Here is a 23,501-nt window from a genome sequence, read left to right on the forward strand (position 1 = left end):
GATGACACAGCTTCGCGCCGGCCTGGTCGGCATCGGCATGATGGGGCGCAACCACGCGCGCGTCCTCAACTCCCTCGACGGTGTCACGCTGGTGGCGGTGGCCGATCCGGCGGGCGACAAGCACGGGATGGCCGGAGGGGCCAAGGTCGTCCCGACCGTCGCGGAGATGATCGACGTCGGGATCGACCTCGCGGTGGTCGCGACGCCGACGGTCTACCACCTTGACGCCGGGCTCGAGCTCGCCGCGGCGGGCGTTCCGACGTTGATCGAGAAGCCACTGGCCACCGACGCAGAGGAGTCACGTCAAGTGGTCGAGGCGTTCGAGGGCGCGGGTCTCGCCAACGCGGTCGGCCACATCGAGCGATTCAACCCGGCCCTGCGCGCACTCCGCACCAGGCTCGAAGCCGGCGAACTGGGCGAGATCTACCAGGTCGCGACCCGCCGTCAAGGACCATTCCCGAACCGGATCGCCGATGTCGGTGTGGTGAAGGATCTCGCGACTCACGATATCGACCTGACGGCATGGGTGATCCAATCACCCTATGCCCGGGTGTCGGCTCACACGGCACACAAGAGCGGCCGACCTCACGAAGACTTAATCTCCATCACCGCGCAGATGGCTGACGGTACCGTCGCGAACCATCTCGTTAACTGGCTCTCTCCGCTCAAGGAGAGATGCACCGTGGTGACCGGCGAGCGAGGCGCGTACGTCGCGGACACCCTCCATGGTGATCTCACATTCCACGAGAACGGACTCGTCACGACGGAGTGGGAGCAGGTGTCGACGTTTCGCGGGGTCGCCGAAGGCAACAGCACCCGCTTCGCCATCCCCAAGCCCGAGCCGCTGCGCGTCCAGCACGAGAATTTTCGCGATGCCGTCCTCGGCCTGGAGGCCGAGATCGTCACCATGCGAGAAGGCATGAAGACGGTCGAAGTCGCAGATTCGGCCATTCGGTCTGCACGCGAGCGGCGGACCATCGACATCATCATCGACTGAACAAGGATCTATCGCGTGAAGATCGCAGTCATCGGCTTGGGCAAGATCGGTCTCCCCCTCGCAGCCCAATTCGCCAGCCGTGGTCATCAGGTGACAGGAGTCGATATCAACCCTGTCACAGTCGAGACCGTCAACTCCGCCAGGGAACCCTTCCCGGGCGAAGCCTTTCTTGCCGAGCGGCTGGCGGAGTTGGTGCCTACCGGAACGCTCACGGCAACTACTGACTATGCGACGGCCGTGCCCGAGGCCGACGTCGTCGTGGTGGTCGTCCCACTGTTCGTCGACGACACCGGAGCACCTGACTTCGGGTGGATGGACTCCGCTACTAGGGAGATCGCCGCCAACCTCACCGAGGACACTCTCGTGATCTACGAGACCACGCTCCCGGTCGGCACTACGCGGACGCGGTGGAAACCCCTGCTTGAGCAAGGTAGCGGCCTGACGGAGGGAGCGGACTTCCACGTCGCGTTCTCCCCGGAGCGAGTTCTCACCGGCCGGGTGTTCGCCGATCTCCGGAAGTATCCGAAGTTGATCGGTGGACTGTCCTCCGCCGGTGCCGGTCTCGCTGCACACTTCTATCGGCAGGTCCTGGAATTCGATCAGCGCCCGGACTTGACTCGCGACAACGGCGTCTGGGATCTGGGGACCGCCGAAGCGGCCGAGTTGGCGAAGTTGGCCGAGACGACGTACCGCGACGTCAACATCGGGCTCGCGAACCAGTTCGCGATATTCGCAGAAGGCATTGGCGTCGACATCCGAAAAGTCATCACCGCCGCGAACTCTCAGCCCTATTCACACATCCACAATCCGGGGATTTCCGTAGGCGGGCATTGCATTCCGATCTATCCGCAGCTGTATATGAGCACGCATCCGGAAGCGACGATCGTCCGAGTTGCCCGTGAAGCCAACCAGGCAATGCCTGGCCACGGAGTGACGCGTCTCGAGTCCGCCCTCGGCGGTCTGACTGGCATCCGTGTAGCCGTACTCGGGGCCGCGTATCGGGGTGGCGTCAAGGAGTCGGCCTTCAGCGGTGTCTTCTCGCTGGTCGCGGAGCTGCGCCGCCGAGGCGCTGAACCAAGGGTGCACGATCCTCTCTACAGTCCGCAGGAGCTCGACGAACTTGGTCTTCCAACCCACCAGATGGGAACTCCGGTCGATGCAGCAATTCTCCACACCGACCATGCCGAGTACCAGGATCTGTCAGATGCTGACCTCCCGGGCTGCCGCGTCCTAGTGGACGGGCGAGGAGTCCTCGACCGTTCTCGATACTCTTCGACGCGGCTGGTCGTCCTCGGCGTGGGGGAACAGATCTGAACGGGACTCAGCGTGTGTTCGGAACCGGCGGCGGGCGCACCCCTCAGGTGAGGACAAGAACGTGACGCCCGGATCAAGCGTGCTTCCGAGGCTCAAGAGGGAGCTGCCGGCTGGCGCGCGAGGCGCATTGTCCATCATCGCGGGAACGGCCGGTGCCCAACTCATCAGTGCGGTATGCGCGCCAGTCCTCACGAGGGTCTATACACCCGAGCAACTTGGCACCTTCACCATCGTCACGGCAAGCGCTGCAGTAGCTGTCCCGATCGCAACCTTGCGCTGGGAACTGGCGATTCCAGTGCCGATCAACCGGTCGGAGGCCCTGACGATTGCGCGTCTGGGCCTGCTCTCGTGCCTCGCGACCTGGGTCGTGCTGACCCTCGGGCTCGCGGCCGTTGTCCAGAGCCTGCCCCAGTCGTCGGACATCGGACAGGCTGGCAACTGGCTGCTCTTAGCGCCCTTTCTCGCTTCTCTCCAGGGTACTCATCTCGTGCTCAACCAGCTGGCCATCCGTCGGCGAATGTACTCCGCGGTCGGACGACGCAACTTCATGCGGTCCGGAGTGCAGGCGCTGGTCCAGGTCGGCGCCGGCCTGGTCAACGCGAGTACCGGCACGCTGGTACTCGGAGCCGTCGTCGGCAACATCGCGGCCTCAGTCGCGCTGCTGAGACCGTCGCAGATCCTCACCCGCGCACCGGGCGCCCGCGAGCCGATGCGACGCATCGCCATCCGCTTCAGGCGGTTCCCACTCATCTTGGGACCATCGGCCGTCCTCAATGCCCTCGGACTCCAGGCGCCCTTCCTTCTCATCGCGGCGACGTTCGGCCCGATCGTTGCAGGGTGGCTGGGCCTCACGCTGCTGGTCCTCGCAATGCCGGTCGCACTGCTAGGACAGGCGATCGCGCAGGTGTACCTAGGAGAGCTGGGCCAGGCGCACCGAGACAACGACGGCTCCGAGCTGCGACTCTTCCTGACCGCGACGCGCTGGTTGGCGCTGTTCGGTCTCCTGACGGCAACGGCGCTCGTCATCGTGGCCCCCAGCGCGTTCAGCTGGGTCTTCGGCGACGCTTGGGAAACCAGCGGTCACTACACACGCTTGCTTGCCATTCCGATGGCCGTCCAGCTCATCGTCGCGCCGGTGTCGCAGACGCTTGCGATCAAGGGCAGGCAGGGCCTGCAGCTGGCGTGGGACGCCTCCCGCCTGGTCCTGACGGTGGGATGCGTCGGAGCGTCCATCCTCATTGGCGGCTCGGCCGTGGAAGCAGTCCGGGTCCTAGCCATTGCCTCTACCGTCGCCTACGTGACCTTATGGGGGCTCGTCCTGTACACCCTGATCGTGGCGCGTCGACCCGCTCGCAGAGGAGAGATGACACAGTGAACCAGCTCGCGAAGAAGCTTCGCAAAGCATTCTGGATGGCCAGCGCTCGCGCTCTAGGGAAGTTCCACCCTCGCACTGGATCGAACCTTTCCGTGCGCTTCTATGCACGCCAAGGCCTTAATTTCGCGGGCGAACCCACCTACGTCGCCTCCGATGCGTGGTTCGACGGCACCGACGGCTACCGGCTGATCACGCTGTCAGAAGGCTGCAACATCTCTTCGGGCGTACGGATTCTCACCCATGACTGGTCCCCGTTCACGGCTCTGCGCGGTCTCGGCGGCGTACCGGCTTGGCCGGTGGGCAAGAAGGCAGCTGTGGTGGTTGGGCCCCATGCGTTCATCGGCCTGGGGGCCATACTGCTGCCGGGATCAACCGTCGGCGAGGGAGCGGTCATCGGTGCCGGAGCCGTGGTCAGAGGTGAGGTGCCGCCCCATTCGATCGCGATTGGCAATCCAGCAACGATCATCAACACCACCCGAGAGTTTCTCGAGCGCCAGTATCCCGGTGAGTACAACCAGCTGCCCGGGCAGTCGCTCCCCGAGGCAGACGAGTCCTTGGCAGTCGAAGCAGAAGACCGTTGACCGACCTCACGCGAGGGTCCTACATGTGCACGCCTGCGGAGCTGTCTTGACTGACGCCTGTCTCTTCTTCGCACTCGGCGAGGTGCCCGCTGGGCAGCCCGCCCCTCTCACGCCGGACCTGCGCCACATGACCTTTCCGACCTATGCGGCTCGCAACTGGAGCCACCCGCCGCGACTGCTCCGAGCCGGCGCCGCGCAGCACATTCTCTACAGGGGTGCGACGGTGAACCTGTTCGTGACCCCGGCGGGCGTTGCCCAGCACCGATCGGTCGTTCATCGGCGAGACTTCCGATTCCCGTTCATGTCGCAGGACGACTTGATGATCGGCGCGGTGTGGACAGCGCCCGAGATGCGAGGGCTGGGCTTGGCAAGCACGATGCTGACGATGATCCTCCAGTCCACGCCGTGCAGCGGTCGCTACTGGTATGTCACGGAGGCACACAACCGCGCATCCGTCGGCGTTGCCCAGAAGAACGGGTTCGAATGTGTGGGACGCGGGCGCAAGGTTCCCAGGCTTGGCCGCAGCGAACTCGGGTCGTATGTCCTGGCGCAACGGACGACGAATGACTGAGTCCCGATCGAACCCGAGGTGACCTAGGAGCCATGGCGAAGACAAGGGTGACTCTCGTCGTGCAGTGGTTCCCGCCGGAACCCGCGCTGCAACCGTGGTGGATCGCCGGCGCTCTGCAGCGGGCGGGGTTCGACGTAGACGTGGTGACGGGCATCCCGAACTATCCGAGCGGGCGGGTGGTCGAGGGCTACCGGGCCTGGCGTCCGCGGGTTGACAAGGTCGACGGCATGACCGTTCGTCGGGCCCCCCTGTACCCGAGCCACGATGAGCACGTCATCGGTCGCGCCCTCAACTACCTCTCCTGGGCAGGAGCAGCATCCCTCTTTTACGTCCGGCACCTTCGCTCGAGAGACGTCGTGTTGGTGTACTCCTCGCCCGCCACCGCGACAGTGCCTGCCCTCATCACCCGGGCGCTCTTCGGCACTCAATACCTGCTACTCGTGGAGGACGTATGGCCGGACTCAGTGTTCTCCTCCGGCTTCCTGAACGGGCGAGTCCGTCGACCCATCGAATGGGCACTTCATCGTTTCGTAGATCTCACGTACCGACACGCTCGGGACATCGCGGTCATCTCCCCCGGCATGATCGACCTGCTCATCTCTCGAGGCGTCCAGCCAGCGAAACTGTCGCTGATCTACAACTGGGTCGAGGACGTGCCTCAGGAAGCCGATCGAGATGCGCCGGACTGGCGCACTCGTTGGGGACTCAGCAATGAGGACTTCATCTTGATGTATGCCGGGAACCATGGCGGAGCGCAGTCGCTGTCCGCTGTGATCGAGGCGGTCGGGCGTGTCGCGCTTTCCGAGCGTTGCCATCTGGTCATGATCGGCGACGGTGTCGAGAAGCCGAAGCTTGAGGAGCTTGCTGCTCGAGTGGCGCCTGAGCGGGTCCACTTCGTCCAGCCACAACCTCGAGAGTCCATGTGGGGGCTCATGCGTGCAGCCGACGCGCAGGTGGTGGCTCTCGCCGACCGGCCCATCTTCTCGGTGACGATGCCGAGCAAGGTGCCCAGCATCATGGCGGCTGGGCACCCCATCCTCGCGGTCGCCGCGGGGGACGTGGCACAAGTCGTCGAGGAATCGCGCTGCGGTACCTCCGCTCACCCTGGAGACCCGCAGGGCATAGTCGACGCGCTCATGACCATCCGACGCGCCGGTGCCAGCGAGCGCGCTGCTATGGGTGCGAGGGGCCGGGCCTACTACCATGAGACGATGTCGATGCGGGTCGGCTCGCGTCGCCTGAGTGCCCTTCTCGCCAAGGCCGTCGAAAGAGGATAGACCTTGACCACCTCCGTCGAGCCAAGCTCGCCGACCTTTTCGGGAACCGTCCTCGTCACTGGCGGAACGGGCTCGTTCGGCACCACGATGGTGCGCCGCCTACTTGGCTCCACCTCCGTCGAGCGGGTGCGTGTCCTCAGTCGCGACGAGGCGAAGCAGGATCAGATGCGACGACAACTCGGCGATTCGCGGCTCAGGTTCTATCTCGGCGACGTGCGAGACAGGGACAGCGTCGTCGACGCGATGAGGGACGTGAACTACGTCTTCCACGCTGCAGCGCTAAAGCAGGTTCCGAGCTGTGAGTTCTTTCCACTTCAAGCGGTACAGACCAACGTGCAGGGCAGCGAGAACGTGATCACTGCCGCAGAACGCTCAGGCGTGCAGTCGGTCGTCTGCCTCAGCACCGACAAGGCCGTCTACCCGATCAACGCCATGGGACTGTCGAAGGCCCTCATGGAGAAGGTCGCCATGGCACATGCACGAAACAACCCCCGGTCACGCACGACCGTCTCGGTTACCCGCTACGGCAACGTCATGATGTCCCGCGGGTCGGTGATCCCGGTGTTCATGCATCAAGCGCTCTCGGGTCAGCCTCTCACCGTGACCCAGCCCGACATGACTCGCTTCATCATGTCGTTGGAGGAGTCCGTCCAACTCGTGGAGCACGCCTTCGCACATGCGACGCCCGGCGACCTCTTCGTGAGGAAGGCACCGGCCACCACCATCTTGGACCTCGCACACGCAGTCGCGGAGGTCTGCGGCAAATACGATGCCGAGATCCGGGTCCTGGGGACGCGGCATGGCGAAAAGCTCTACGAAACGCTCCTCTCCCGCGAAGAGGTGCTGCAGGCTCAGGAGCTGGGCGACTACTTCCGAGTCCCACTCGACGCTCGTTCCCTGGAATATGAGCTCTTCTTCGATGGCAGTTCCGAGGTGCAGACTCAGCAGTCCGACTACACCTCACATAACACCACCCGGCTCACCAAGCCCGAGGTGAAAGCTGTTCTGTGGGGGCTCCCGGCCGTCCGTGCAGAGTTGCGGCGAGCGGGCGTCGACGTGCCCGCGGCGGCTGGTTCCGAGTCATGAGAGCGGCGGTGACAGGTGCTCGCGGATTCCTCGGCTGGCACCTCCGCTGCCGTCTCGCAGCGACGAGGGGAATCGAGGCTGTCCCGGTAGGACGCCATGACTTCGACGACCCGCGAGCGCTCGCGCGAAAGATCAAGGACGTCGACGTCGTCTATCACCTTGCGGGGATCAACCGAGCGCCACTCGACGCAGACGTCGAGCAGGGCAACATCGAAGCCGCGCGGACCCTCATCGACGTCTTGCCCGACGGGGTTCACCTGGTCTACGCCAACTCGGTTCACGCACGTGGCGATACTCCTTACGGCCGCGGGAAGGCGGCCGCGGCGGACGTTCTGTCCACTCGCGCGCCGACCATGACGAATGTCTTCCTCCCCAACCTGTTCGGCGAGCACGGGCGGCCCAACTACAACTCGTACGTCGCCACATTCTGCAACCAGGTCGTGTCCGGAGAACGGCCCCAAGTCTCGAATGACCGCGTGCTACCGGTCCTGCATGCCCAGGACGCAGCGGAGGCGCTGGTCGCCGGCGGCGAGAATCGCGTCAACGGCGATGTCGAACCACCCGGCGAAGCAATCGCGATCACCGCAGTACTCGCTCTCATCCAGCAGTTCCATGATCAGTACTCTCTCCGAGGCGAGATCCCGGACCTGTCGAGGCGGCTTTCGCGAAGTCTGTTCAACACCTACCGCTCCTACCTCTTTCCGCGGGCCTTCCCGATGTTTCCCGAAAGGCACAGTGACCAGCGGGGGATGCTCGTGGAGATGGCGCGGTCCCACGGCGGAACGAGCCAAGCCTTTGCATCCTCGACAGAACCCGGGCAAACCCGGGGAGACCACTACCACCTTCACAAGTTCGAGCGATTCATGGTCTTGGACGGAGACGCCGAGATAGCTCTCCGTCGGCTGTACGGCGACCAGGTCGAACGCTTCCGCGTCTCTGGCCGGGAGCCCTGCTTCGTGGACATGCCGACCATGTGGACTCACCACATCCGCAACGTAGGCAGCCGACCCCTCCTGACGGCCTTCTGGACCGACCATCTCCTCGCCTCTGGCGATCCGGATCAGTACCCGCTGCGTGTTGAGGAGCTGACGTGAAGGTCATGACGGTAGTCGGCACCAGGCCCGAGGTCATCCGACTGTCACGAGTCATCCACAAGCTCGACCGGACCGTCGAACACGTCCTCGTGCACACCGGACAGAACTACGACCACTCCCTGAACGAGGTCTTCTTCGACGATCTCGACCTGAGGCCGCCCGATCACAACCTCGCTGCCGACACGAGCAGTCTGGGCTCAGCGCTCGGAACCATCCTCTCGGGGATCGAGCCGGTCCTCCTGGCCGAGCGCCCGGACGCCTTCTTGGTCTTGGGAGACACGAACTCCTGCATCGCGACGATCATGGCCAAGCGCCTGCGGATCCCGACCTATCACATGGAGGCCGGCAACCGATGCTTCGATGAGAACGTGCCAGAGGAGACCAACAGGCGCTTGGTCGATCACGTCGCGGATTTCAACCTCGCGTACACCGAGCATGCCCGCCGGAATCTGTTGGCGGAGGGCTTGCATCCGCGAAGGGTCATCCTCACGGGGTCGCCGATGCGGGAGGTGCTCGGTCACTATCGCGATCGCATCGAGGCCTCGAACGCGGTGGATGAACTCGGTCTCGAGCCCGGGCGATACTTCCTGGTCAGTGCCCACCGAGAAGAAAACGTCGACGACCCCGAGCGACTGCGGGCCCTCCTGTCCTGCTTGGTCCGGATCCGTGATGTCTACGACCTACCCGTGGTGGTTTCCACTCACCCCCGTACGCGCAAGCGGCTCGACGCTCTGGGATCCCTCGCGAGCCCGTCCATGTCCGGGATCCGCTGGCTCGACCCGTTCGGCTTCCACGACTACAACTGTCTGCAGCTGCATTCAGCGTGCGTGCTGTCCGATTCCGGAACCATTGCCGAGGAGTCGGCTCTCCTCGGCTTCCCGGCAGTCACGCTGCGCGACGCCATCGAACGACCAGAGGCGCTGGAGACCGGCACCATCATGATGACGGGATTGTCTCCGGACGACGTCGAACGAGCCGTGAGTCTCGTCATGGGCGATCGATCGAGCCAGCCGGCCATGCCCGCGGGCTACGAGATTGATGACACGAGTAGCCGCGTCGTGCGATACATCCTCTCGACGGCCACGCGTCATCACTCGTGGGCCGGCATACGCGTCGGGACGTCATGAAGGTCTCGATCCTGTCTGCCGTGTTCAACGAGGAACAGCATCTTCAGGAGATGATCGACAGCGTCCGCAATCAAGATCATCAGGACTGGGAAGTCCTGTTCGTCTCAGATGGATCCACAGATGCCACGTACTCGATCCTTCAACGCGCCGCCATCGCGGACGACCGCATCAAGGTGGTCGGGCCGAACCTCAAGCGAGGGAAGGTAGGCGCGTTCAACGAGGCGTTCCGGGCTGCTTCTGGTGAGGTCATCATCCTTCTTGCGGGCGACGACACCCTGCCACGCGACAGCCTCCGGGCACGTGTTCGTGCGATGCGGGACGTCGACGCAAGCTCGCAGGCGGTGGTCTCCTTCTTCAAACTGCGGACCATGTCAACCGAGGCCTCGCGAGACGGCCTGATCTTGCCTCGGAAGAAGGGGGTGTCGAATCGGTCCGGTGGGACCACCGCGCTGACTCGGCACCTGGCGGAACGCGTATTTCCCATCAACCCAACGTTGATATCCGAGGACCTGTGGCTGGGTCGAGCCGCCGAGGCGCTCGCGTCGGAGGTGCGCCTGTCCGATGCGGTCGTCCTCAACTACCGAATTCATTCGGGCAACTCGAATCCACGGTCCAGACCCTTCCAGGAGATGTCCGATGCGATTGCCGCACGCCATCGCGCTTGGGAGGCCCTCCTCTCCGAACCTCGGTTCGACCTCGACGAGCAGACCACAGCGGATCTGCGGATGCGGGTGAGGTTGGAGGAGCTCAGGCGCCGAGGCCAGGTAGCACGACTCCTGTCATGTAGAGATGCTCCGGTCGCCGACCGCTTGGCCTTCGCGTCGATGGCATCGCCTCGGCTGTTCTGGTTGCGCAACCGGCTCTTCCGGGTGTTCTCCGGTCGAAGCTCGCGCTGACGTAGAGCGATCAGGTGCGCGCCCGTCCCGCTCCAGGCTGCCGGGCGGAGGAACTTCCCATGGAGGGCGGCGCAAGGGCGCTGTCACCCGATCTCGCTCGCGGCGCCTCGCCATCCCACCCGCGAACCAGAACGCCACATAGACGGCGAGGCCGTTGTTGAGGAGAAAGATCGGGCTGTCGGCGACCCAGAAGCCGAGCAGGGTGAACACGCCAGCGATCCCCATGAGCTCCATGGAGTCACGTTGCGGAAGTCTGGTCCCGATCCTGCTCACGTACACGAGCACCACCGCCAAGATCAACGGACCGAGGAAGATGCCGTACCAACTGAAGTTCAGGTAGATGGAGCCCCATACCGACGGCGGCATCGTGCCGCGGGTCGAGCCGTACTCAAACGCGAAGATCTGACTTGCCAAGTCGCTGCCGTTCCGGCCGGGCAGCACGGCGGTCATCGAGGCGACCCACTCAGAGCCGTTCGCGATCGGCATGTAGTCGTAGATGAAGCGGAAGCCGATGACACCCGAGATCTGGTTCCCGGCAGTGACGCGGTCGCTCAGCTGGGCCAATGCGATCGCGCCCTTGTCGAGCGGTCCTTGGGCGGTTTGCAGCTCGGGACCGCGCCCGAGGGCGATGGTCGAGATCATGAGCAGGCCGATCCCGATGAGGGTCAAGATGGGGACCCGCCGAGGCATCCGTCCGTTGAGGAGGTAGAGGTAGACGACCGTCGTCGCCCCGAACAGGACGAATGCTCCTCGCTGACCGGTGCCGAGAAGCGCGAACGCGGCGATCACGACCAAGGGGGCCCACACGAGCGCACGTCGCTGGAGAAGCCCCACGTGGTTCCAGTAGGTCAGCAGGAGTACGACGAGCGCGGGAAAGAGGGCATTCTTGAACTGATTGACGTATCCAGGGAAGAGATATCGCTCACCGCTGTAGGACTCGAGTCGCAGAGTGGTCACATCGACCCGTTGGCCAGACAGTTGACCGCCGATCCCCTGGAGCAGCGCGCTGTATCCAATCTGTTGGAAGTAGAGGCCCGCGACCGCCACCGATACTGCGAGTACGAGCCAGAAGCCCGCAGTGGGGCGTCGAATGAGGGGCGGCTCATGATCGGTCACCCGCGTCGAGGACAGGGTGACGCCCCACACGATCAGCGTGGTCGCCGCCATGAAAGCCATCAGCGTCCCGAAGACGATCCACCCATATACGCGATCCGTGTCGTACGTCGGATCAAGAATCGGTAGCGTGCCTGCAGCCATCACGAACTGCAGGATGGCGAACAGCCCGACTGCGGTGAGCCTTCCTACCTGCGGGAGGACCAGCATGTAGAAGGCCAGGAAGCAGGCCGCTAAGGGGATCAGGAGCCAAGTCACCGAGTCCGCGCCTTCTTGGCGCACGAGCCAGATCGGTCGATGAGGCGCGTGACGACCTCGTACACCCACCTCACCTCCGACTCTTCGGCATCGTTGCCCTGAGCGTCGCGATCAAGATGGCAACATCGGTCCTGAACGAAACCGACTCGATGTACTGGAGCCCCAGCCGGATCTTCCCAGGCCGGATGAGACGGTCGTACGCGTCATCGGGGTCTCCCTCGCCTTCGAGGATCGACCCCTCATCCGAGAACTGAATCGAGGCCCAGTCAGTGATACCGGGTCGCACGGTGAGCAGGCGCCGCTCCTCGTCGGTGTAGCGGGCAACGTCCCAGTCGACCTGCGGTCGTGGGCCTACCAGACTCATGTCGCCCCGGAGCACGTTGAGTAGTTGGGGCAACTCGTCGAGCTTGGTTCGCCGAAGCGCCGCTCCCACCCGGGTGATCCTGGGGTCGTCGTTGGCAGTCGACGAAGGTCCACTGCTCTCGGCGTCCACCACCATCGTCCGGAACTTGAACATCGTGAACGGCTCACCGTCGCGGCCGACGCGGGTGGCGCGGTAGAGGACTGGACCTCCGTCGCTGCGCTTGACCAGCAACGAGATCAGTGCAGCTACAGGACTGAGCACGATCGCTACCGGAACGGTGAGCGCCAAGTCCAGAACGCGTTTCCCTGTCGAGTACCATCCGTCGCCAGCCGGACTGGAATCGCGGCCCTTCATCGTCATGCTGGATCTCCGTTTGGGTCAGGTAGCCAAGACGCGCCCTGATCGTGAAGGCAAACCTACCGTTCGAAGAATCCTCGGACAGAGGCAATCACCATCTCGGCCTGCTCCACCGTCAGCTCCGCGTTCATGGGCAAGGAGACCACTCGGCGACTCAACCTCTCGGTGTTGGGCAAAGACCAGTGGTCGAGGCCGACGCCGGCTTGCTTGTGAAAGGGAACAGGCCATGAGACCAAGACCTCGATCCCGTCGCCGGTGAGATGCTCGACAAGTTCGTCTCGGCGATCGGTCATGACCGTGTAGTTCTGGTACACATCCCGCCGTCGACTGTCCTGGCTGGGCCCGACCGGAAGGTCCAACTCGTCGATGTCGTTGAGTCCGTCGTGGTAGACCTGAGCCAGTGCGCGGCGGTGCTCGATCCAAGCAGGCAGCTGGGTCAGCCGCCAATCGAGGATGGCGGCGTGGAGGTTGTCCAGTCGACAGTTGTATCCCCAGCCGTCGACCTCCGTCTTGGTGACACGGCCGTGGTCGCGCAGGCGGTGGATATCGCCGGCGAGCTGGTCGTCGTCGGTCAGCACTGCGCCAGCGTCGCCCGGGGCACCCAGCATTTTCGCTGGGTAGAACGAGTACGTGCTCGCTCGGCCCAGAGTTCCCGCTGTACGTCCGTCGATCGTGGCACCGAGTGCCTGCGCCGCGTCCTCGATCACCGTCGCCCCACATGAGTCCGCGACCCTGACAACCTCGGTCATGTCGACGGTGCGTCCGTTCAGGTGGACCGGAATGATCACCTTGGTGCGATCGGTCACCGCCGCTTCGAGCTGGGTGGTGTCCATCAACTGATCGGCACCGATGTCCACGAACACCGGCTTCGCGCCTCGCATCACGAACGGAGAGATCGTCGCGATGAACGTGTGCGCGACGGTCACCACCTCGTCGCCCGGTCCGATGTCCAGCGAGTGCGCGATCAGCCTGAGACCGTCCGTGCAGTTGCTGACGCCTACGCCGTGCTTGGTCCCCACAAAGGCGGCCAGGTTCCGCTCGAAATCGACCAGTTGCTGGCGCAGCATGACGTCACCTCGAGCGAGCGTGTCGTCGATGAGCGGCAGCAGGTGCGCCCGCTGCTGTTGCCACTGCAGGGGGAAGTCGATGAACTTGACCCGCCAAACCATCAGGAGTCCTCCAGCCGTTTCATCACTCGTTCTGCGATGCTCTGCCGGGTCAGCCCGTGGACGCCGCGAAGATAATCCTGGTCGCCGACCACAGAGCTGAATTTGTGTGGTACTCCGACCCGCATCAGCGGACAGGTGGAGTCAGACTCGGCCAGCACCTCCGCAGCTGCCCCGCCGAGTCCCCCTGAGATCGTGTGCTCCTCGACCGTGACCAGAAGCCGGTGCATCGTCGCTACCCGGCGTATGGCTGCCTCGTCGAACGGCACGATCCACGGCGAAGACACGACGGTCGACGAGACGCCGGCCGCATCCAGGTCGTCGGCGGCATCCATCACGACCGGGAGCATCGCGCCCGTCGACACCAGAGCGACGTCTGACCCGACGCGAAGTGTTGCGGTCTGCCCGCGCGCGAGATCAGGCCGCGTGCGGTGCACCGTCCTCTCGCCTGCCTTGCCAAGGCGAAGGTAAGCAGGACCGCCGTGTGCGACGAGATCTGCGAGGATCGCACTCGTTTCCTCCGGGTCTCCCGGTGCCGCGACCGCGAGTCCCGGGATCGATCTCATGATCGCCAGATCCTCGGTGGCGTGGTGGGACATCCCCAAGGCTCCGTAGGCAAGTCCGCCACCCACGCCGACCACGACGACATCGGCTCCGTGGTAGGCGACGTCGTTCCGAATCTGCTCCAGACACCGGATCGTCGGAAAGTTCGCGATCGAATAGGTGAAGACCTTCGCTCCTGCCAAGGCCATTCCGGCGGCCATCCCGGTCATGTTCTGCTCGGCGACACCCGCATTGACGAACTGCTCGGGACAGGCTTCGACGAACGGTTCTACCACTCCGAAGCCGAGATCGCCCGTGATGAACACGATGTCGGGGTCAGCTCGGGCCGCCTCGAGCAGGTCGGCGAAGAACCTTGACCTCACTCTCCTACCTCCGCGAGCGCCACTGCCAGCTCTTCGTCGGACGGCGGCCGGTAGTGCCAGAGGACGTTGTTCTCCATGAACGACACCCCTTTTCCCTTGACCGTGTGCGCGATGACGCATCGCGGGCGATTCGTCTGCGCCGGAGCAACCCCCAATGCCGACGACAGTGCGGTCGTGTCGTGACCGTCCACCTCGATGACGTCCCAGCCGAACGCAGACCACTTGTCCGCGAAGGGCTCCAACGTCAAAGTCTCATCCGTCGTCGCAAGGGACTGATACTTGTTGTAGTCGACGACAGCCACCAGATTCGCCAGCCTGTGGTGGCCGGCAAAGAGCGCTGCCTCCCATGTGCTTCCTTCGTCGCACTCACCGTCACTGAGCAGCGCATACGCCCGCCACTGCGCGCCGACGGACCTCGCCCGCCAAGCCATCCCGGTCGCGACTGAGAGGCCGTGCCCGAGCGATCCGGTTGACAGCTCGACGCCTGATATCCCGACATGGCTGACGTGACCGGAGAAGGTGGAGCCGTTCTGGTAGTGCAGCGACAACGTTGCGGGGTCGAGGAAGCCTGCCTCGGCAAGTGCCGCGTAGACAGCAGCCCCCGCGTGGCCCTTGCTCATAACGAACCGGTCGCGATCCACCCAGGCAGGATCGGCGGGATCCACACGGAGCACATCGCAGTACAGGGCGGCCAGGATGTCCGCGATCGAGAGCGCGGAGGCAACGTGGGAACTGCGTCCCCGGTTTGTCATCCTCAGCACGTGCTGGCGGATCCGGCGCGCGAACTCCGGGGGCGTCAGATCAGTCATTACCGTCAGAGCACCGCATACCCGATGTAGGGGTCGAACTCAAACCGGCGCAACTCGAGCCCGCCGAGCCCGATCTCCTCCAGGACAGCCATGGTCTCCCCCGGCCAGATCGGATTGTCGAGCTCGTCGAAGGCAAGCACGGCGCCCTTGGGCATCCGCGGAATGAAGTTACGCAGCGCTGTCACAGTCGGTTCGTAGAGATCGAGATCAAGGAACAACAAGCTCACGACCAGGTGCTGGTTCTCGCCGACGAACTGCGGGATCGTCTCGTTCACGTCGCCCTTGATCAGGCTCACCTTCGGGACGTGGCCGAGGAAGCGATCGGTGTCGTAGATCTCGAGGAGATGGCTGAGCTCAGTGTGGGAGTCGGCAGCGAGATCGCCCGTCCGCACCCCGGTCTCGGCCGGCGCGTCAGCAGCACTGACGCTCGGGAATCCCTTGAAGGTATCGAAGCCGTAGATTCGCCGCGTCAGATTGGTCGGCTCCAGGGCAGCGCTCAACTGGGCCAAGGTCATCAGGCTGAAGCCGCGAAAGACGCCACACTCGACGATCGATCCCTTGACGGGAAGCGTGAGCTTGAACAGCTCGTAGAGGGCTGCGAGACGCGTGAAGTGTGCCCGCCGCATATATCGCGGAAGATTCGCCAGGCGAATTGCGAGGTCGTCGGGGCTCGAGGCGAACACCTCGGCAATCCGCCCGGGCACCTCACGCTCCGCCGACGTCGAGAACGACCCTGGCGCGTCCGTTGGCCTGCCCGTCACCGGTTCTGTCCATTCACGATCCGACCGTACCGTGCGACTCTGTGGAGAGGCAGTGATGGGTTGCACAGCAAGCAGATTCACCCCTTGGGGCATAGGAATCATTGGGCTCCCGCCAAGGTCCCCCATCGCCCGTCCAGTTCAGCATGCGCTATCGAAAGTTCTAATATCGCTTCCGGGAACGATGCTCGGGGTCGTCCTGATCAGGCCCTCCCCCGTCTGACCGGTCCCTGTCGTACCCTCCCAGGTGAGAACTACGTCCCTGCGCGACGAGAGCAGGACATCGACGACCGCGACAGGTCGTCCCAGGATCGTTCGTTGAGGCAGGTCGAGGGTGCGGCCGTTCAGGCGCACCGTGTCGATGGAGCCGCCGAAGGGGCCGTAGATCCGCACCATGACGTACTGCGAGCCCGGGTCGGTGCCGTAGCGGCCGCCGCCGGTGACGGAGACCGGCAGCCGGGCCGCCTCGCTCGGGGAGATGACCTGGTTGAGCGTCAGCGTGCCGGCGAGGTCCTGCACCCCGGCCCGGCAGCCCATCGCCTCGACCTCGGCGTTATAGCGCAGGTAGTAGGACATCTTCGAGCCGGTGAGGTCGTTGAGACCGATGTCGACCCGCGGCGTGGCGCCGTCGTCGCCGGCGAGCGCGCCCTCGACGCGCGTGCCGGCGAGCTCGCCGCGGACCTGCTCGTCGAACGGCGCGATCAGCAGTCGGCCCTCGCCGGCGGCGCGGTCGAGCCCCTCCAGGAACGCCGTCGGCGAGGCCAGGGAGCCGGTCGCGGCGTCGAAGATCGCCCGGGAGGCCTGCGCGAAGAAGGCGTTCTGCGCGGCCGGGCCGGCCTCGACGTACGGCTTGTTGAGGAGCTCCTCGACGGCGTTGTCGCGGGTCAGGGTGACGTCGCCGACAGTGACCGGGCCGGTGCCGTCGAGCAGGTACGACATGCCGACCGGGTCGACGGCCACGACGCCGTCGATCGGGGTGTCCGGGAAGCGCTGGTCCCAGTGCGCGCGCCACAGCTCGGCGGCGCGGGGGAAGTCCATGGTCCAGCCCGGATCCTGGAAGTAGATCCCGAGCTCCTTGCCGTAGACGGCGACCTCTTCGGAGGAGAGCGGCAGGACCGGTCGCTCGGCCGTGGGGAAGTCACCGGCCGTGCCCTGGTCGACCATCGAGACCCTGCCGTTGTCGGCGCGCAGGAGCGCCCAGGAGCCGGGCATCCCCCCCGTGGCCCGGATCTCGGCGTTGTTCTGGAAGAGCAGCAGGTAGTTCCTTGGACCGTCGCCGCCCGCCATCGCCGGCAGGACCGTGATGGCCTTGTCGGCGGACGCGAGCCCGGTGCGCAGGTCGTGCACCAGGCCGGCGAACCGGTCGAAGCGGGTGCGCAGGGCGCCGACGTAGCCGTCGCTGTCGAGCCCGGCCAGCTCGCTCTCGGCCTCGTCGAGCGCCGTGCGGGCCTCCTGCACGGGCGCCTCCAGACGGGCGACCGTGGCGAGGTCGACCCGGCCGTCGGCCACGACCCCGTCCAGCCCGTCGACCGTCGTGCCGAGCGGGGCGACCGCGTCGCGCGCGATCACGTCGAGCGAGCGGCTCATGGCCGCCACGCCGTCGACGTCGTCGCCGACGAGGGGGAGGTGGCCGAGCGCGCGCCACCAGAGGCCGGACGTGCGGTCCGCGGCGGCGGCGGACTGCTCCGCGAGGCCGCTGGCAGCGGCGTCCCGAGCGGGAGCATCCCCCGTGCGCCACGCCTGCTGGAGTGCGGTGGCGCTCGACTCCGCCCCCCGGAGCTCGCCCTGGACCTGCCAGGCGAGCCACGCGGTGTAGGCCGCCGCCACCACCAGCAGCGCGAGCACGACCCAGAGCACGCGGCGAACGGTCACGGCGCGATCCTGTCACAGCATGGCGATGGCTCCGTCGCGTTCACGACGGAGCCATCGATCAAGGAGTCGGACGAAGGGGTCAGCGGCGGATGACGCGGAAGCTCGTGTTGTTGTCGGAGTCCCGGAACACCGATCCCGGCCTGGCCTCGAAGGTCGCCCGCACGACGTACTTGCCGAGCTTGTTCAGCTTGCCGGTGCGGAAGCACTCGCGGTTGTCGTTGTACGGCTTGGAGTCGACGAACTTGAAGCCGCCCTTCGAGCGCTCCACGCGGATGTTGACCCGGCCCTTGGGCCGACCGTTGCCACCGGTGTTCGCCGCGACGCAGATCTTCGCACGGTTGCCTCGCTTCACGGTGTCCCGCACGAAGATGTTCGTGGCGGTCGCCACGCAGCCGGTGTAGGGGCAGTCCGCAGCCGATGGGCTTGCGGAGATGCCGATCAGGCCAGTGGCCATGAGCGCAGCCCAGACCATGCCGATAATCAGTTTCTTCACGTCCGTTTTCCCCATTCAGCGCATGAGCGCCGCAGCCAACAATCCAGTCCCTCACTCTACGGGCACATCACCCGTCGCGTCACCCTGCCCAATCGGGTGATGGACGTGCGTCCGGGTGGGCCACGTCCGGGGCGGGTCCGGTGGAGCGGTGGTTTCGAGACAGGCGCGCCTTCCTCAACCACCGACGGGGCTGCGGGGGAGGCGGACGGTCGCCAGGGTGCCGCCGCCGGAGCGGAGGTCCAGGGAGACCCGGCCGCCGTGGGCGGTCACGATCTGGGAGACGATCGACAGGCCGATGCCGATGCCTCCGGCGGCGCTGCCGCGGGCGGCGTCGGTGCGGTAGAAGCGGTCGAAGGCGCGGCGGCGCTCGGCCTCGCTCATCCCGGGGCCGGTGTCGGCGACGGTCAGGACGACGTCCTCGCCGTCCGCTGCGCCGGCTTCGCGGGCGAGGCCGACGATCACGCTGCCGTCGGGGGTGTACTTGATCGCGTTGGAGACGAGGTTCTCCAGCACCTGCTTGACCCGGGCGGCGTCGACCCGGGCGCGCACGCCGCCCTGCGCGTCGGCCGACAGCGCGAGCCCTGTGGCGCGGGCGGCCGGCTGCCCCTCCTCGACCACCTGCTCCACCAAGGCGGTCAGGTCGGCGTCCTCGCGGCGCAGCACCAGTTCGCTGGTCGGAGAGGCGCTCAGGAGGGCCGAGATGCGCTCCAGGAGCGTCTCGGCGTTCCGGGCGATCACCTCGAGCGTCGGACGCAGGGAGTGGTCGCCCTCGCCGACCGCGTCCTCCGCGATCTCGACGTAGCCGATGATCGAGGTCAACGGCGTGCGCAGCTCGTGCGAGACCGTGGCGAGGAACTCCTCGCGCACCCGCACCGACTCCAGGAGCTCGGTGACGTCCCACGCCGCCACGACCGTGCCGAGGAGCCCGCCGTCCTCGCGCAGCACCCTGCGGACGCTGACGACCACCGCGACCTGATCGGCCCGGTCGCCCACCCACTGCAGCTCGGCCCGGATGGGCCTCGCCGCGGAGCGCGCGCGGCACCGCCTGCTCGTCGATCGCCAGCCGCGTCGACCGGTCCGCCCGCCAGACCAGGTCGCCGGCGTACGGCGGGACGTCGAACCGGAACCCGCCGCGGACCGCGAGCTCCTGCGCGACCCGGTTGGCCATCTCCAGGCGCCCTCGCGCGTCGTAGAAGCAGAGCGCGGCGTCGACGGTCTCCAGGATGCCCCGCCCCACCACCAGCCGGTCCTGCGCGGACTGCAGCGCCAGCGCGAGGTCGCGGGACCTCTCGAGCAGCTGCCGGCGATTGCGGCGCAGCGTGTTCGCGGCGAGCTGGGCGACGACGACCAGCGCGAGCGCGACCCCCGGCAGCAACAGCGCGGAGAGCCACTCGACTGTCGCGTCGGGGAGCGCGGGGTCGTCGACGGCGGCATAGACGCCGGCCACGACGGCACCCACCAGCGCCGCCACCACGCCCGCCCAGGCGAACTCGAAGGCGAGCCAGATCAGCGGCAGCACGCTCAGCAGCGAGATCTCGGGGGCCACCTGGGCGCCCTCGAACTCCAGGACGACCACGCCGACCACGTCGAGGAGCGGCACCACGATCCGGCCTCCGCCCGCCCACCGCTCCCACGGCAGCACCAGCGCGAGGACGGACGCGACGACCACGACGACCAGGGGTACGCCGAGGCTCAGCCACGGACGGGGCACCGCCTGGTCGGCCCACAGCACCGCCACGACCGCCGAGACCAGCAGCAGCGTGGGCAGCTGCCAGACCGCGAACACCGCGTACCGGGCTCGCGCCGTCGTCTCCTCACCCGGACGAAGCACGCGGGCGACGTACCCGATCCGCGGCCCCGGCACGCGCTCGCGCCTCAGCCGTCGAGGGAGATGTCGTCGGTGTCGCCGAGGAGGGAGTCCTGGTCGTCGGTGGTGTCGACGCAGGGGCCGGTGACGCCGACCGAGACGGTGCCGGGGGCACGCCGGGACTCAGCGAGGCTGGCGCTGAGGTCGTCGCGGGTCAGGGTGGCGTAGGGCTCGGGGTCGGTGCCGGAGCGGTCGACCTGCCAGCCGTCCTGCTCGAGGGCGGCGGTGAGGGCGGCGACGGCGTCGGCGACGGGGCCCGATGGGGTCGCGGTGGCGCCGGCGGCGTACTTGAGGCGCGGCGGGTTCGAGCTGCACACCGACCAGGAGCCGGTGGCGCCGGTGAGCTCGAGGCCGGCGTCGGCGGCGACCGTGGCCACCGAGCGGAGGGAGTCCTGGACGCCGGTCCGGGCGCTCCCCGGCGAGCCGCTCTGATCGCCGCCGCTGTCGCCGCAGCCGGCGCTCGCGAGCATCAGCACCCCCAGGATCGTCAGCAGTCTCGTCCACCTCATCGCGACCCCATCATCTCGGCCCATCATCTCTACCCCGGGTCCCGGGTGCGCGACTCGCCCGGCACGCCGCTGCTCGGGTCGCGGTCCCACTCGGGGTCGACGGCCGGGCCGTACCACGGGTCGTAGCTCTGGTCGGCCGCGTTGACCCGATCGTCCTGGCCGTCGACGATCAGGCCGATGTTGTAGAGCGACTCGGTGTCGTGCTCGAGGTAGGAGCCGTGGGCGTCGCCGGTGTTGATGGCCCAGCTGCGGTCCACGTTCTCGGCCTCGAAGCGGGTGGCGCCGAAGTCCTCCGACGACGGATCCGTGCCCAGGCCGAGCCCGCCCTTGCCGACCCAGCCCTCGTCGCCGAGCGTCGCGACGAGGTCGCGGCTGTCGCGGCCGACGAAGACGTGGTCCTGCCCGACGCCGAGGTCCGAGGCCTGGTCGGCCGGCCCGGCGCCGGGGCTGCCGATCAGCACCACGTCGTCGGCGGCGAGGTCGAAGTCGCCGGCGGCGTACGACGTGGTGGTCGACCCGTAGCTGTGGCCGACCGCCGTCAGGTGGGCCGGGTCGTCCGGTCGCGAGGCGCGCAGCCCGTCGACCGCGTCGGCCAGCCGCTGCCCGCCGTCCTCGGCGCGCCCCTCGGTGAGGGTCGCCGGGTCGACGGGACCGGCCGGGGCGTCGTACCCCAGCCAGAACATCGTGGCGACGCTCGAGCCGTCGCCGTTGTAGCGGGTGGCCTCGTAGAGGTTCATCATCTGGTCGGTGTAGCGCACCGTGTCGCCCATGTCGGTGCTGATGCCCGGCGTGAACACCGCGACGTCGGCGGCGGTGTCGAGGTCGCCCACCGCCACCGCCACCCGGCCGTCGCCGCCGAAGGCGCCCGGGTCGTAGAGCCACAGCTGGCCGCCGAGCGGCTCGCCGGTGATCGGGTCCTCGTAGCCGTCGGCGTTCGCGAGCGCCTCCTGCGCCGTGCGCGCGTTGTCGAGCACCCGCTGCTCGGCGTCGCCGATCGTGCCGTCCTCCTCCTTGGCGGCCAGGGTGGCCAGGTCGTCGTCGAGGAGCACCCGGTTGGCCTGGTCGCGGGCGTCGGCGGGGAGGCCGTCGGCGGCGCCGACCAGGCGGGGGTACGCCGCGATGACGGCCTCGCGCTCGGCCTCGCTCAGCCCCGCCCACCAGTCGCTGACCTGCTGCGGCGACGCCCCGGACCCCGGCGCGCCCGGCCGACCCATCGCGTCGGTGGCGATCGCGGGGAGGCCGCCGGCGTCGGAGAGCGCCCGGTCCAGGGACGTGCCGGCCTCGAAGGACTGGCGCAGCAGGTCCTCCGCCTCCCGCACCCGCCGGTGCAGGTCGTCGTGGTCGGCGACCAGCTCGCCGTAGTCGGCGCCCAGCTCGGTCGCGCGCTGCCGCAGCGCCGCCACCGCCTCGGGCGTGGCCTCCGCAGTGGCCGCGATGTCGGCGAGCAGGGCGGCGCGGCGGTCGTCGAGCACCCGCTTGCGGTCGGTCAGCTGCCGCCAGGTGGCCAGCAGGTCGCGCAGCGTGTCGGCGTACGCCGTGACCGCGCGGCCGACCCGCTGCACCGTCCGCGACATCGCGGTGTGCTCGCCCGAGGCCCGCGAGGTCGCGCCGCGATAGGCGTCGGCGGCGGCGCCGAACCAGCCGCTCAGCGTCAGCAGCTGCGAGGCCCGGTCGGCGACCTCCTCGAAGCGGCCGGACGCGGTGTAGAGCGTCTCGGCGAGCGCGTCCGCGCCACTCGGCTCGCCCTCCGGCCGGCGGATCTCGGGCTGAGAGGGCGGTACGTCGACGGTGACGGTCATCGACGCGGCCCCAGCCGCCCGTCCAGGTCGGTGAGCTCCTCACCGGCACCCTGGTCGGTGCGCCAGAAGTCCCGCCCCGCCGCGTCGAGTGCGTCGGCGAACCCGGTGGCGATGGCGGCGCTCTCCTCGGCGTACCCCGACCAGGCGGCCAGGAACGACGCCGCGGCGCCCTGCACGCTCGACGCCAACCCGGCCGTCGACTGGTCGCCCAGCTCACGGGAGGAGCCGGTCATCAGCTCGGCCAGGGCGCGCCAGTCCGCGCTGCCGGCCGCGAGCGCAGGCTGCTCGACCCCCAGCGTGCTCACGCCGGTGCCTCTCCCAGACGGACCCGACCGCCGCGCACCCGCAGCATCAGCACGGCGTCGGCGGGCGCGAAGACGAGCTGCACCTCGGTCTCGCGGGCGGCGAGCACCCTGGGCATCCCGTCCGGCGGCGCGACCACCCGCCAGCCCTGATCGGTCAGCGTGGCGCCGGCCCGCTCGACCGCGGCGACGGCCGCGACCGGATCGGCGTCTCGTGCCCGGAGGGTCGTCTCGCGGCGTACGACGCCGCCGCCCTCGCGCAGCCACCGGCTGGCCCGATCGTCGGGCTCGTGGTCGCCGACCAGCTCCCGCCACAGCCACTCGGCCTCCACGGCGGCGAGCTCGGCCGCGGCCGGCTCGTCGAGCTCCGGCGGCTCGCCCGCCTCCCGCGCCGGTCTCTCGGGAGCCGGCCCCTCGGGCGGCAGCAGCACGATGTCCAGGTCCGGGTGGCGCCGGCGGACCGCCGACCAGAACGGGTCGGCCGCCACCCGCGCGGCCACGGCCGGACCGCGGCGTACCTCGTCCGTCACGGACGGCCCCTACCCAGGCGTCGTCGTCTTACACTCCGGCGCTCTCCGCCGGTGAGGACG

At 67.2% G+C, this 23,501-nt stretch carries 23 protein-coding genes; 10 read left to right on the forward strand and 13 right to left on the reverse strand.

Features of this window, described 5'->3' with window-relative positions; all coding sequences use genetic code 11:
* Position 1: 1 nt before the first annotated feature.
* The 10 genes from ACYVKX_RS20510 (at position 2) to ACYVKX_RS20555 (ending at position 10,318) form a co-directional block, all read left to right on the forward strand.
* The gene (locus ACYVKX_RS20510; RefSeq protein WP_460835542.1) at positions 2-997 is read left to right on the forward strand and encodes a Gfo/Idh/MocA family oxidoreductase; all 996 of its coding nucleotides are present in this window, start codon (positions 2-4) and stop codon (positions 995-997) included.
* A 15-nt stretch (positions 998-1,012) separates the two neighbouring features.
* Positions 1,013-2,311 (forward strand): nucleotide sugar dehydrogenase, encoded by a 1,299-nt coding sequence (locus ACYVKX_RS20515; RefSeq protein WP_460835543.1) that lies wholly within the window; start codon positions 1,013-1,015, stop codon positions 2,309-2,311.
* Positions 2,312-2,438: 127 nt separating this feature from the next.
* Entirely contained in the window at positions 2,439-3,686 is a 1,248-nt protein-coding gene (locus ACYVKX_RS20520; RefSeq protein ID WP_460835544.1) for a lipopolysaccharide biosynthesis protein, read from the forward strand.
* Positions 3,683-4,267 carry an acyltransferase gene (locus ACYVKX_RS20525; protein WP_460835545.1) on the forward strand — a complete coding sequence of 195 codons (585 nt, stop codon included), beginning with the start codon at positions 3,683-3,685 and terminating at the stop codon, positions 4,265-4,267. The genes ACYVKX_RS20520 and ACYVKX_RS20525 overlap by 4 nt, the downstream gene beginning before the upstream one ends.
* Before the next feature lie 127 nt (positions 4,268-4,394).
* A complete protein-coding gene (locus tag ACYVKX_RS20530) occupies positions 4,395-4,838 on the forward strand; it encodes a GNAT family N-acetyltransferase (protein WP_460835546.1) in 444 nt (147 codons plus the stop codon).
* A gap of 32 nt (positions 4,839-4,870) precedes the next feature.
* A complete protein-coding gene (locus ACYVKX_RS20535) occupies positions 4,871-6,115 on the forward strand; it encodes a glycosyltransferase family 4 protein (protein WP_460835547.1) in 1,245 nt (414 codons plus the stop codon).
* A 3-nt stretch (positions 6,116-6,118) separates the two neighbouring features.
* Positions 6,119-7,201, forward strand: a complete 1,083-nt coding sequence (locus ACYVKX_RS20540) for a polysaccharide biosynthesis protein (protein ID WP_460835548.1) — start codon at positions 6,119-6,121, stop codon at positions 7,199-7,201.
* Complete coding sequence (locus ACYVKX_RS20545) at positions 7,198-8,295, forward strand: polysaccharide biosynthesis C-terminal domain-containing protein (protein ID WP_460835549.1); 1,098 nt, start codon at positions 7,198-7,200, stop codon at positions 8,293-8,295. Before ACYVKX_RS20540 ends, ACYVKX_RS20545 begins: the two co-directional genes overlap by 4 nt.
* A 5-nt stretch (positions 8,296-8,300) precedes the next feature.
* The gene (gene wecB, locus ACYVKX_RS20550; protein WP_460835590.1) at positions 8,301-9,422 is read left to right on the forward strand and encodes a non-hydrolyzing UDP-N-acetylglucosamine 2-epimerase; all 1,122 of its coding nucleotides are present in this window, start codon (positions 8,301-8,303) and stop codon (positions 9,420-9,422) included.
* On the forward strand, positions 9,419-10,318 hold the full coding sequence (locus ACYVKX_RS20555) for a glycosyltransferase family 2 protein (protein WP_460835550.1): 900 nt from the start codon (positions 9,419-9,421) through the stop codon (positions 10,316-10,318). The genes wecB and ACYVKX_RS20555 overlap by 4 nt, the downstream gene beginning before the upstream one ends.
* Here ACYVKX_RS20555 and ACYVKX_RS20560 read toward each other — a convergent pair.
* From ACYVKX_RS20560 to ACYVKX_RS20620, 13 genes are all read right to left on the reverse strand, one after another.
* Positions 10,202-11,689, reverse strand: a complete 1,488-nt coding sequence (locus tag ACYVKX_RS20560) for an O-antigen polymerase (RefSeq protein WP_460835551.1) — start codon at positions 11,687-11,689, stop codon at positions 10,202-10,204. The genes ACYVKX_RS20555 and ACYVKX_RS20560 overlap by 117 nt on opposite strands.
* A gap of 70 nt (positions 11,690-11,759) precedes the next feature.
* On the reverse strand, positions 11,760-12,413 hold the full coding sequence (locus tag ACYVKX_RS20565) for a sugar transferase (protein ID WP_460835552.1): 654 nt from the start codon (positions 12,411-12,413) through the stop codon (positions 11,760-11,762).
* Positions 12,414-12,469: 56 nt separating this feature from the next.
* Complete coding sequence (locus tag ACYVKX_RS20570; protein ID WP_460835553.1) at positions 12,470-13,579, reverse strand: DegT/DnrJ/EryC1/StrS family aminotransferase; 1,110 nt, start codon at positions 13,577-13,579, stop codon at positions 12,470-12,472.
* Positions 13,579-14,502: a transketolase family protein gene (locus ACYVKX_RS20575; RefSeq protein ID WP_460835554.1), complete on the reverse strand. Its 924-nt coding sequence runs from the start codon at positions 14,500-14,502 to the stop codon at positions 13,579-13,581. The genes ACYVKX_RS20570 and ACYVKX_RS20575 overlap by 1 nt, the downstream gene beginning before the upstream one ends.
* Positions 14,499-15,311: a transketolase gene (locus tag ACYVKX_RS20580; RefSeq protein ID WP_460835555.1), complete on the reverse strand. Its 813-nt coding sequence runs from the start codon at positions 15,309-15,311 to the stop codon at positions 14,499-14,501. The genes ACYVKX_RS20575 and ACYVKX_RS20580 overlap by 4 nt, the downstream gene beginning before the upstream one ends.
* Before the next feature lie 5 nt (positions 15,312-15,316).
* On the reverse strand, positions 15,317-16,015 hold the full coding sequence (locus ACYVKX_RS20585) for a TylF/MycF/NovP-related O-methyltransferase (protein WP_460835556.1): 699 nt from the start codon (positions 16,013-16,015) through the stop codon (positions 15,317-15,319).
* Positions 16,016-16,210: 195 nt separating this feature from the next.
* On the reverse strand, positions 16,211-17,941 hold the full coding sequence (locus tag ACYVKX_RS20590; RefSeq protein ID WP_460835557.1) for a DUF4012 domain-containing protein: 1,731 nt from the start codon (positions 17,939-17,941) through the stop codon (positions 16,211-16,213).
* A gap of 79 nt (positions 17,942-18,020) precedes the next feature.
* Positions 18,021-18,395: a hypothetical protein gene (locus ACYVKX_RS20595; RefSeq protein ID WP_460835558.1), complete on the reverse strand. Its 375-nt coding sequence runs from the start codon at positions 18,393-18,395 to the stop codon at positions 18,021-18,023.
* Positions 18,396-18,608: 213 nt separating this feature from the next.
* Positions 18,609-19,427 carry a sensor histidine kinase gene (locus ACYVKX_RS20600; protein WP_460835559.1) on the reverse strand — a complete coding sequence of 273 codons (819 nt, stop codon included), beginning with the start codon at positions 19,425-19,427 and terminating at the stop codon, positions 18,609-18,611.
* An 882-nt stretch (positions 19,428-20,309) separates the two neighbouring features.
* Entirely contained in the window at positions 20,310-20,810 is a 501-nt protein-coding gene (locus ACYVKX_RS20605) for a hypothetical protein (protein WP_460835560.1), read from the reverse strand.
* 29 nt (positions 20,811-20,839) lie between these two features.
* Entirely contained in the window at positions 20,840-22,609 is a 1,770-nt protein-coding gene (locus ACYVKX_RS20610) for an alpha/beta hydrolase (protein WP_460835561.1), read from the reverse strand.
* Positions 22,606-22,914, reverse strand: coding sequence for a hypothetical protein (locus tag ACYVKX_RS20615; RefSeq protein WP_460835562.1), 309 nt, complete (start codon positions 22,912-22,914; stop codon positions 22,606-22,608). Before ACYVKX_RS20615 ends, ACYVKX_RS20610 begins: the two co-directional genes overlap by 4 nt.
* Positions 22,911-23,441: a hypothetical protein gene (locus ACYVKX_RS20620; protein WP_460835563.1), complete on the reverse strand. Its 531-nt coding sequence runs from the start codon at positions 23,439-23,441 to the stop codon at positions 22,911-22,913. Before ACYVKX_RS20620 ends, ACYVKX_RS20615 begins: the two co-directional genes overlap by 4 nt.
* Positions 23,442-23,501 lie beyond the last annotated feature (60 nt).

The sequence above is a fragment of the Nocardioides hungaricus genome (assembly GCF_054782915.1).

Excerpts from the sequence above, each read along its gene's own strand:
- ACYVKX_RS20510 (WP_460835542.1), top strand. The coding sequence starts at position 2 with ATGACACAGCTTCGCGCCGGCCTGGTCGGCATCGGCATGATGGGGCGC.
- ACYVKX_RS20530 (WP_460835546.1), top strand. The coding sequence starts at position 4,395 with ATGACCTTTCCGACCTATGCGGCTCGCAACTGGAGCCACCCGCCGCGA.
- ACYVKX_RS20535 (WP_460835547.1), top strand. The coding sequence starts at position 4,871 with ATGGCGAAGACAAGGGTGACTCTCGTCGTGCAGTGGTTCCCGCCGGAA.
- ACYVKX_RS20545 (WP_460835549.1), top strand. The coding sequence starts at position 7,198 with ATGAGAGCGGCGGTGACAGGTGCTCGCGGATTCCTCGGCTGGCACCTC.
- wecB (WP_460835590.1), top strand. The coding sequence starts at position 8,301 with ATGACGGTAGTCGGCACCAGGCCCGAGGTCATCCGACTGTCACGAGTC.
- ACYVKX_RS20555 (WP_460835550.1), top strand. The coding sequence starts at position 9,419 with ATGAAGGTCTCGATCCTGTCTGCCGTGTTCAACGAGGAACAGCATCTT.
- ACYVKX_RS20565 (WP_460835552.1), bottom strand. The coding sequence starts at position 12,413 with ATGACGATGAAGGGCCGCGATTCCAGTCCGGCTGGCGACGGATGGTAC.
- ACYVKX_RS20570 (WP_460835553.1), bottom strand. The coding sequence starts at position 13,579 with ATGGTTTGGCGGGTCAAGTTCATCGACTTCCCCCTGCAGTGGCAACAG.
- ACYVKX_RS20580 (WP_460835555.1), bottom strand. The coding sequence starts at position 15,311 with ATGACTGATCTGACGCCCCCGGAGTTCGCGCGCCGGATCCGCCAGCAC.
- ACYVKX_RS20595 (WP_460835558.1), bottom strand. The coding sequence starts at position 18,395 with ATGGCCACTGGCCTGATCGGCATCTCCGCAAGCCCATCGGCTGCGGAC.
- ACYVKX_RS20605 (WP_460835560.1), bottom strand. The coding sequence starts at position 20,810 with ATGAGGTGGACGAGACTGCTGACGATCCTGGGGGTGCTGATGCTCGCG.
- ACYVKX_RS20610 (WP_460835561.1), bottom strand. The coding sequence starts at position 22,609 with ATGACCGTCACCGTCGACGTACCGCCCTCTCAGCCCGAGATCCGCCGG.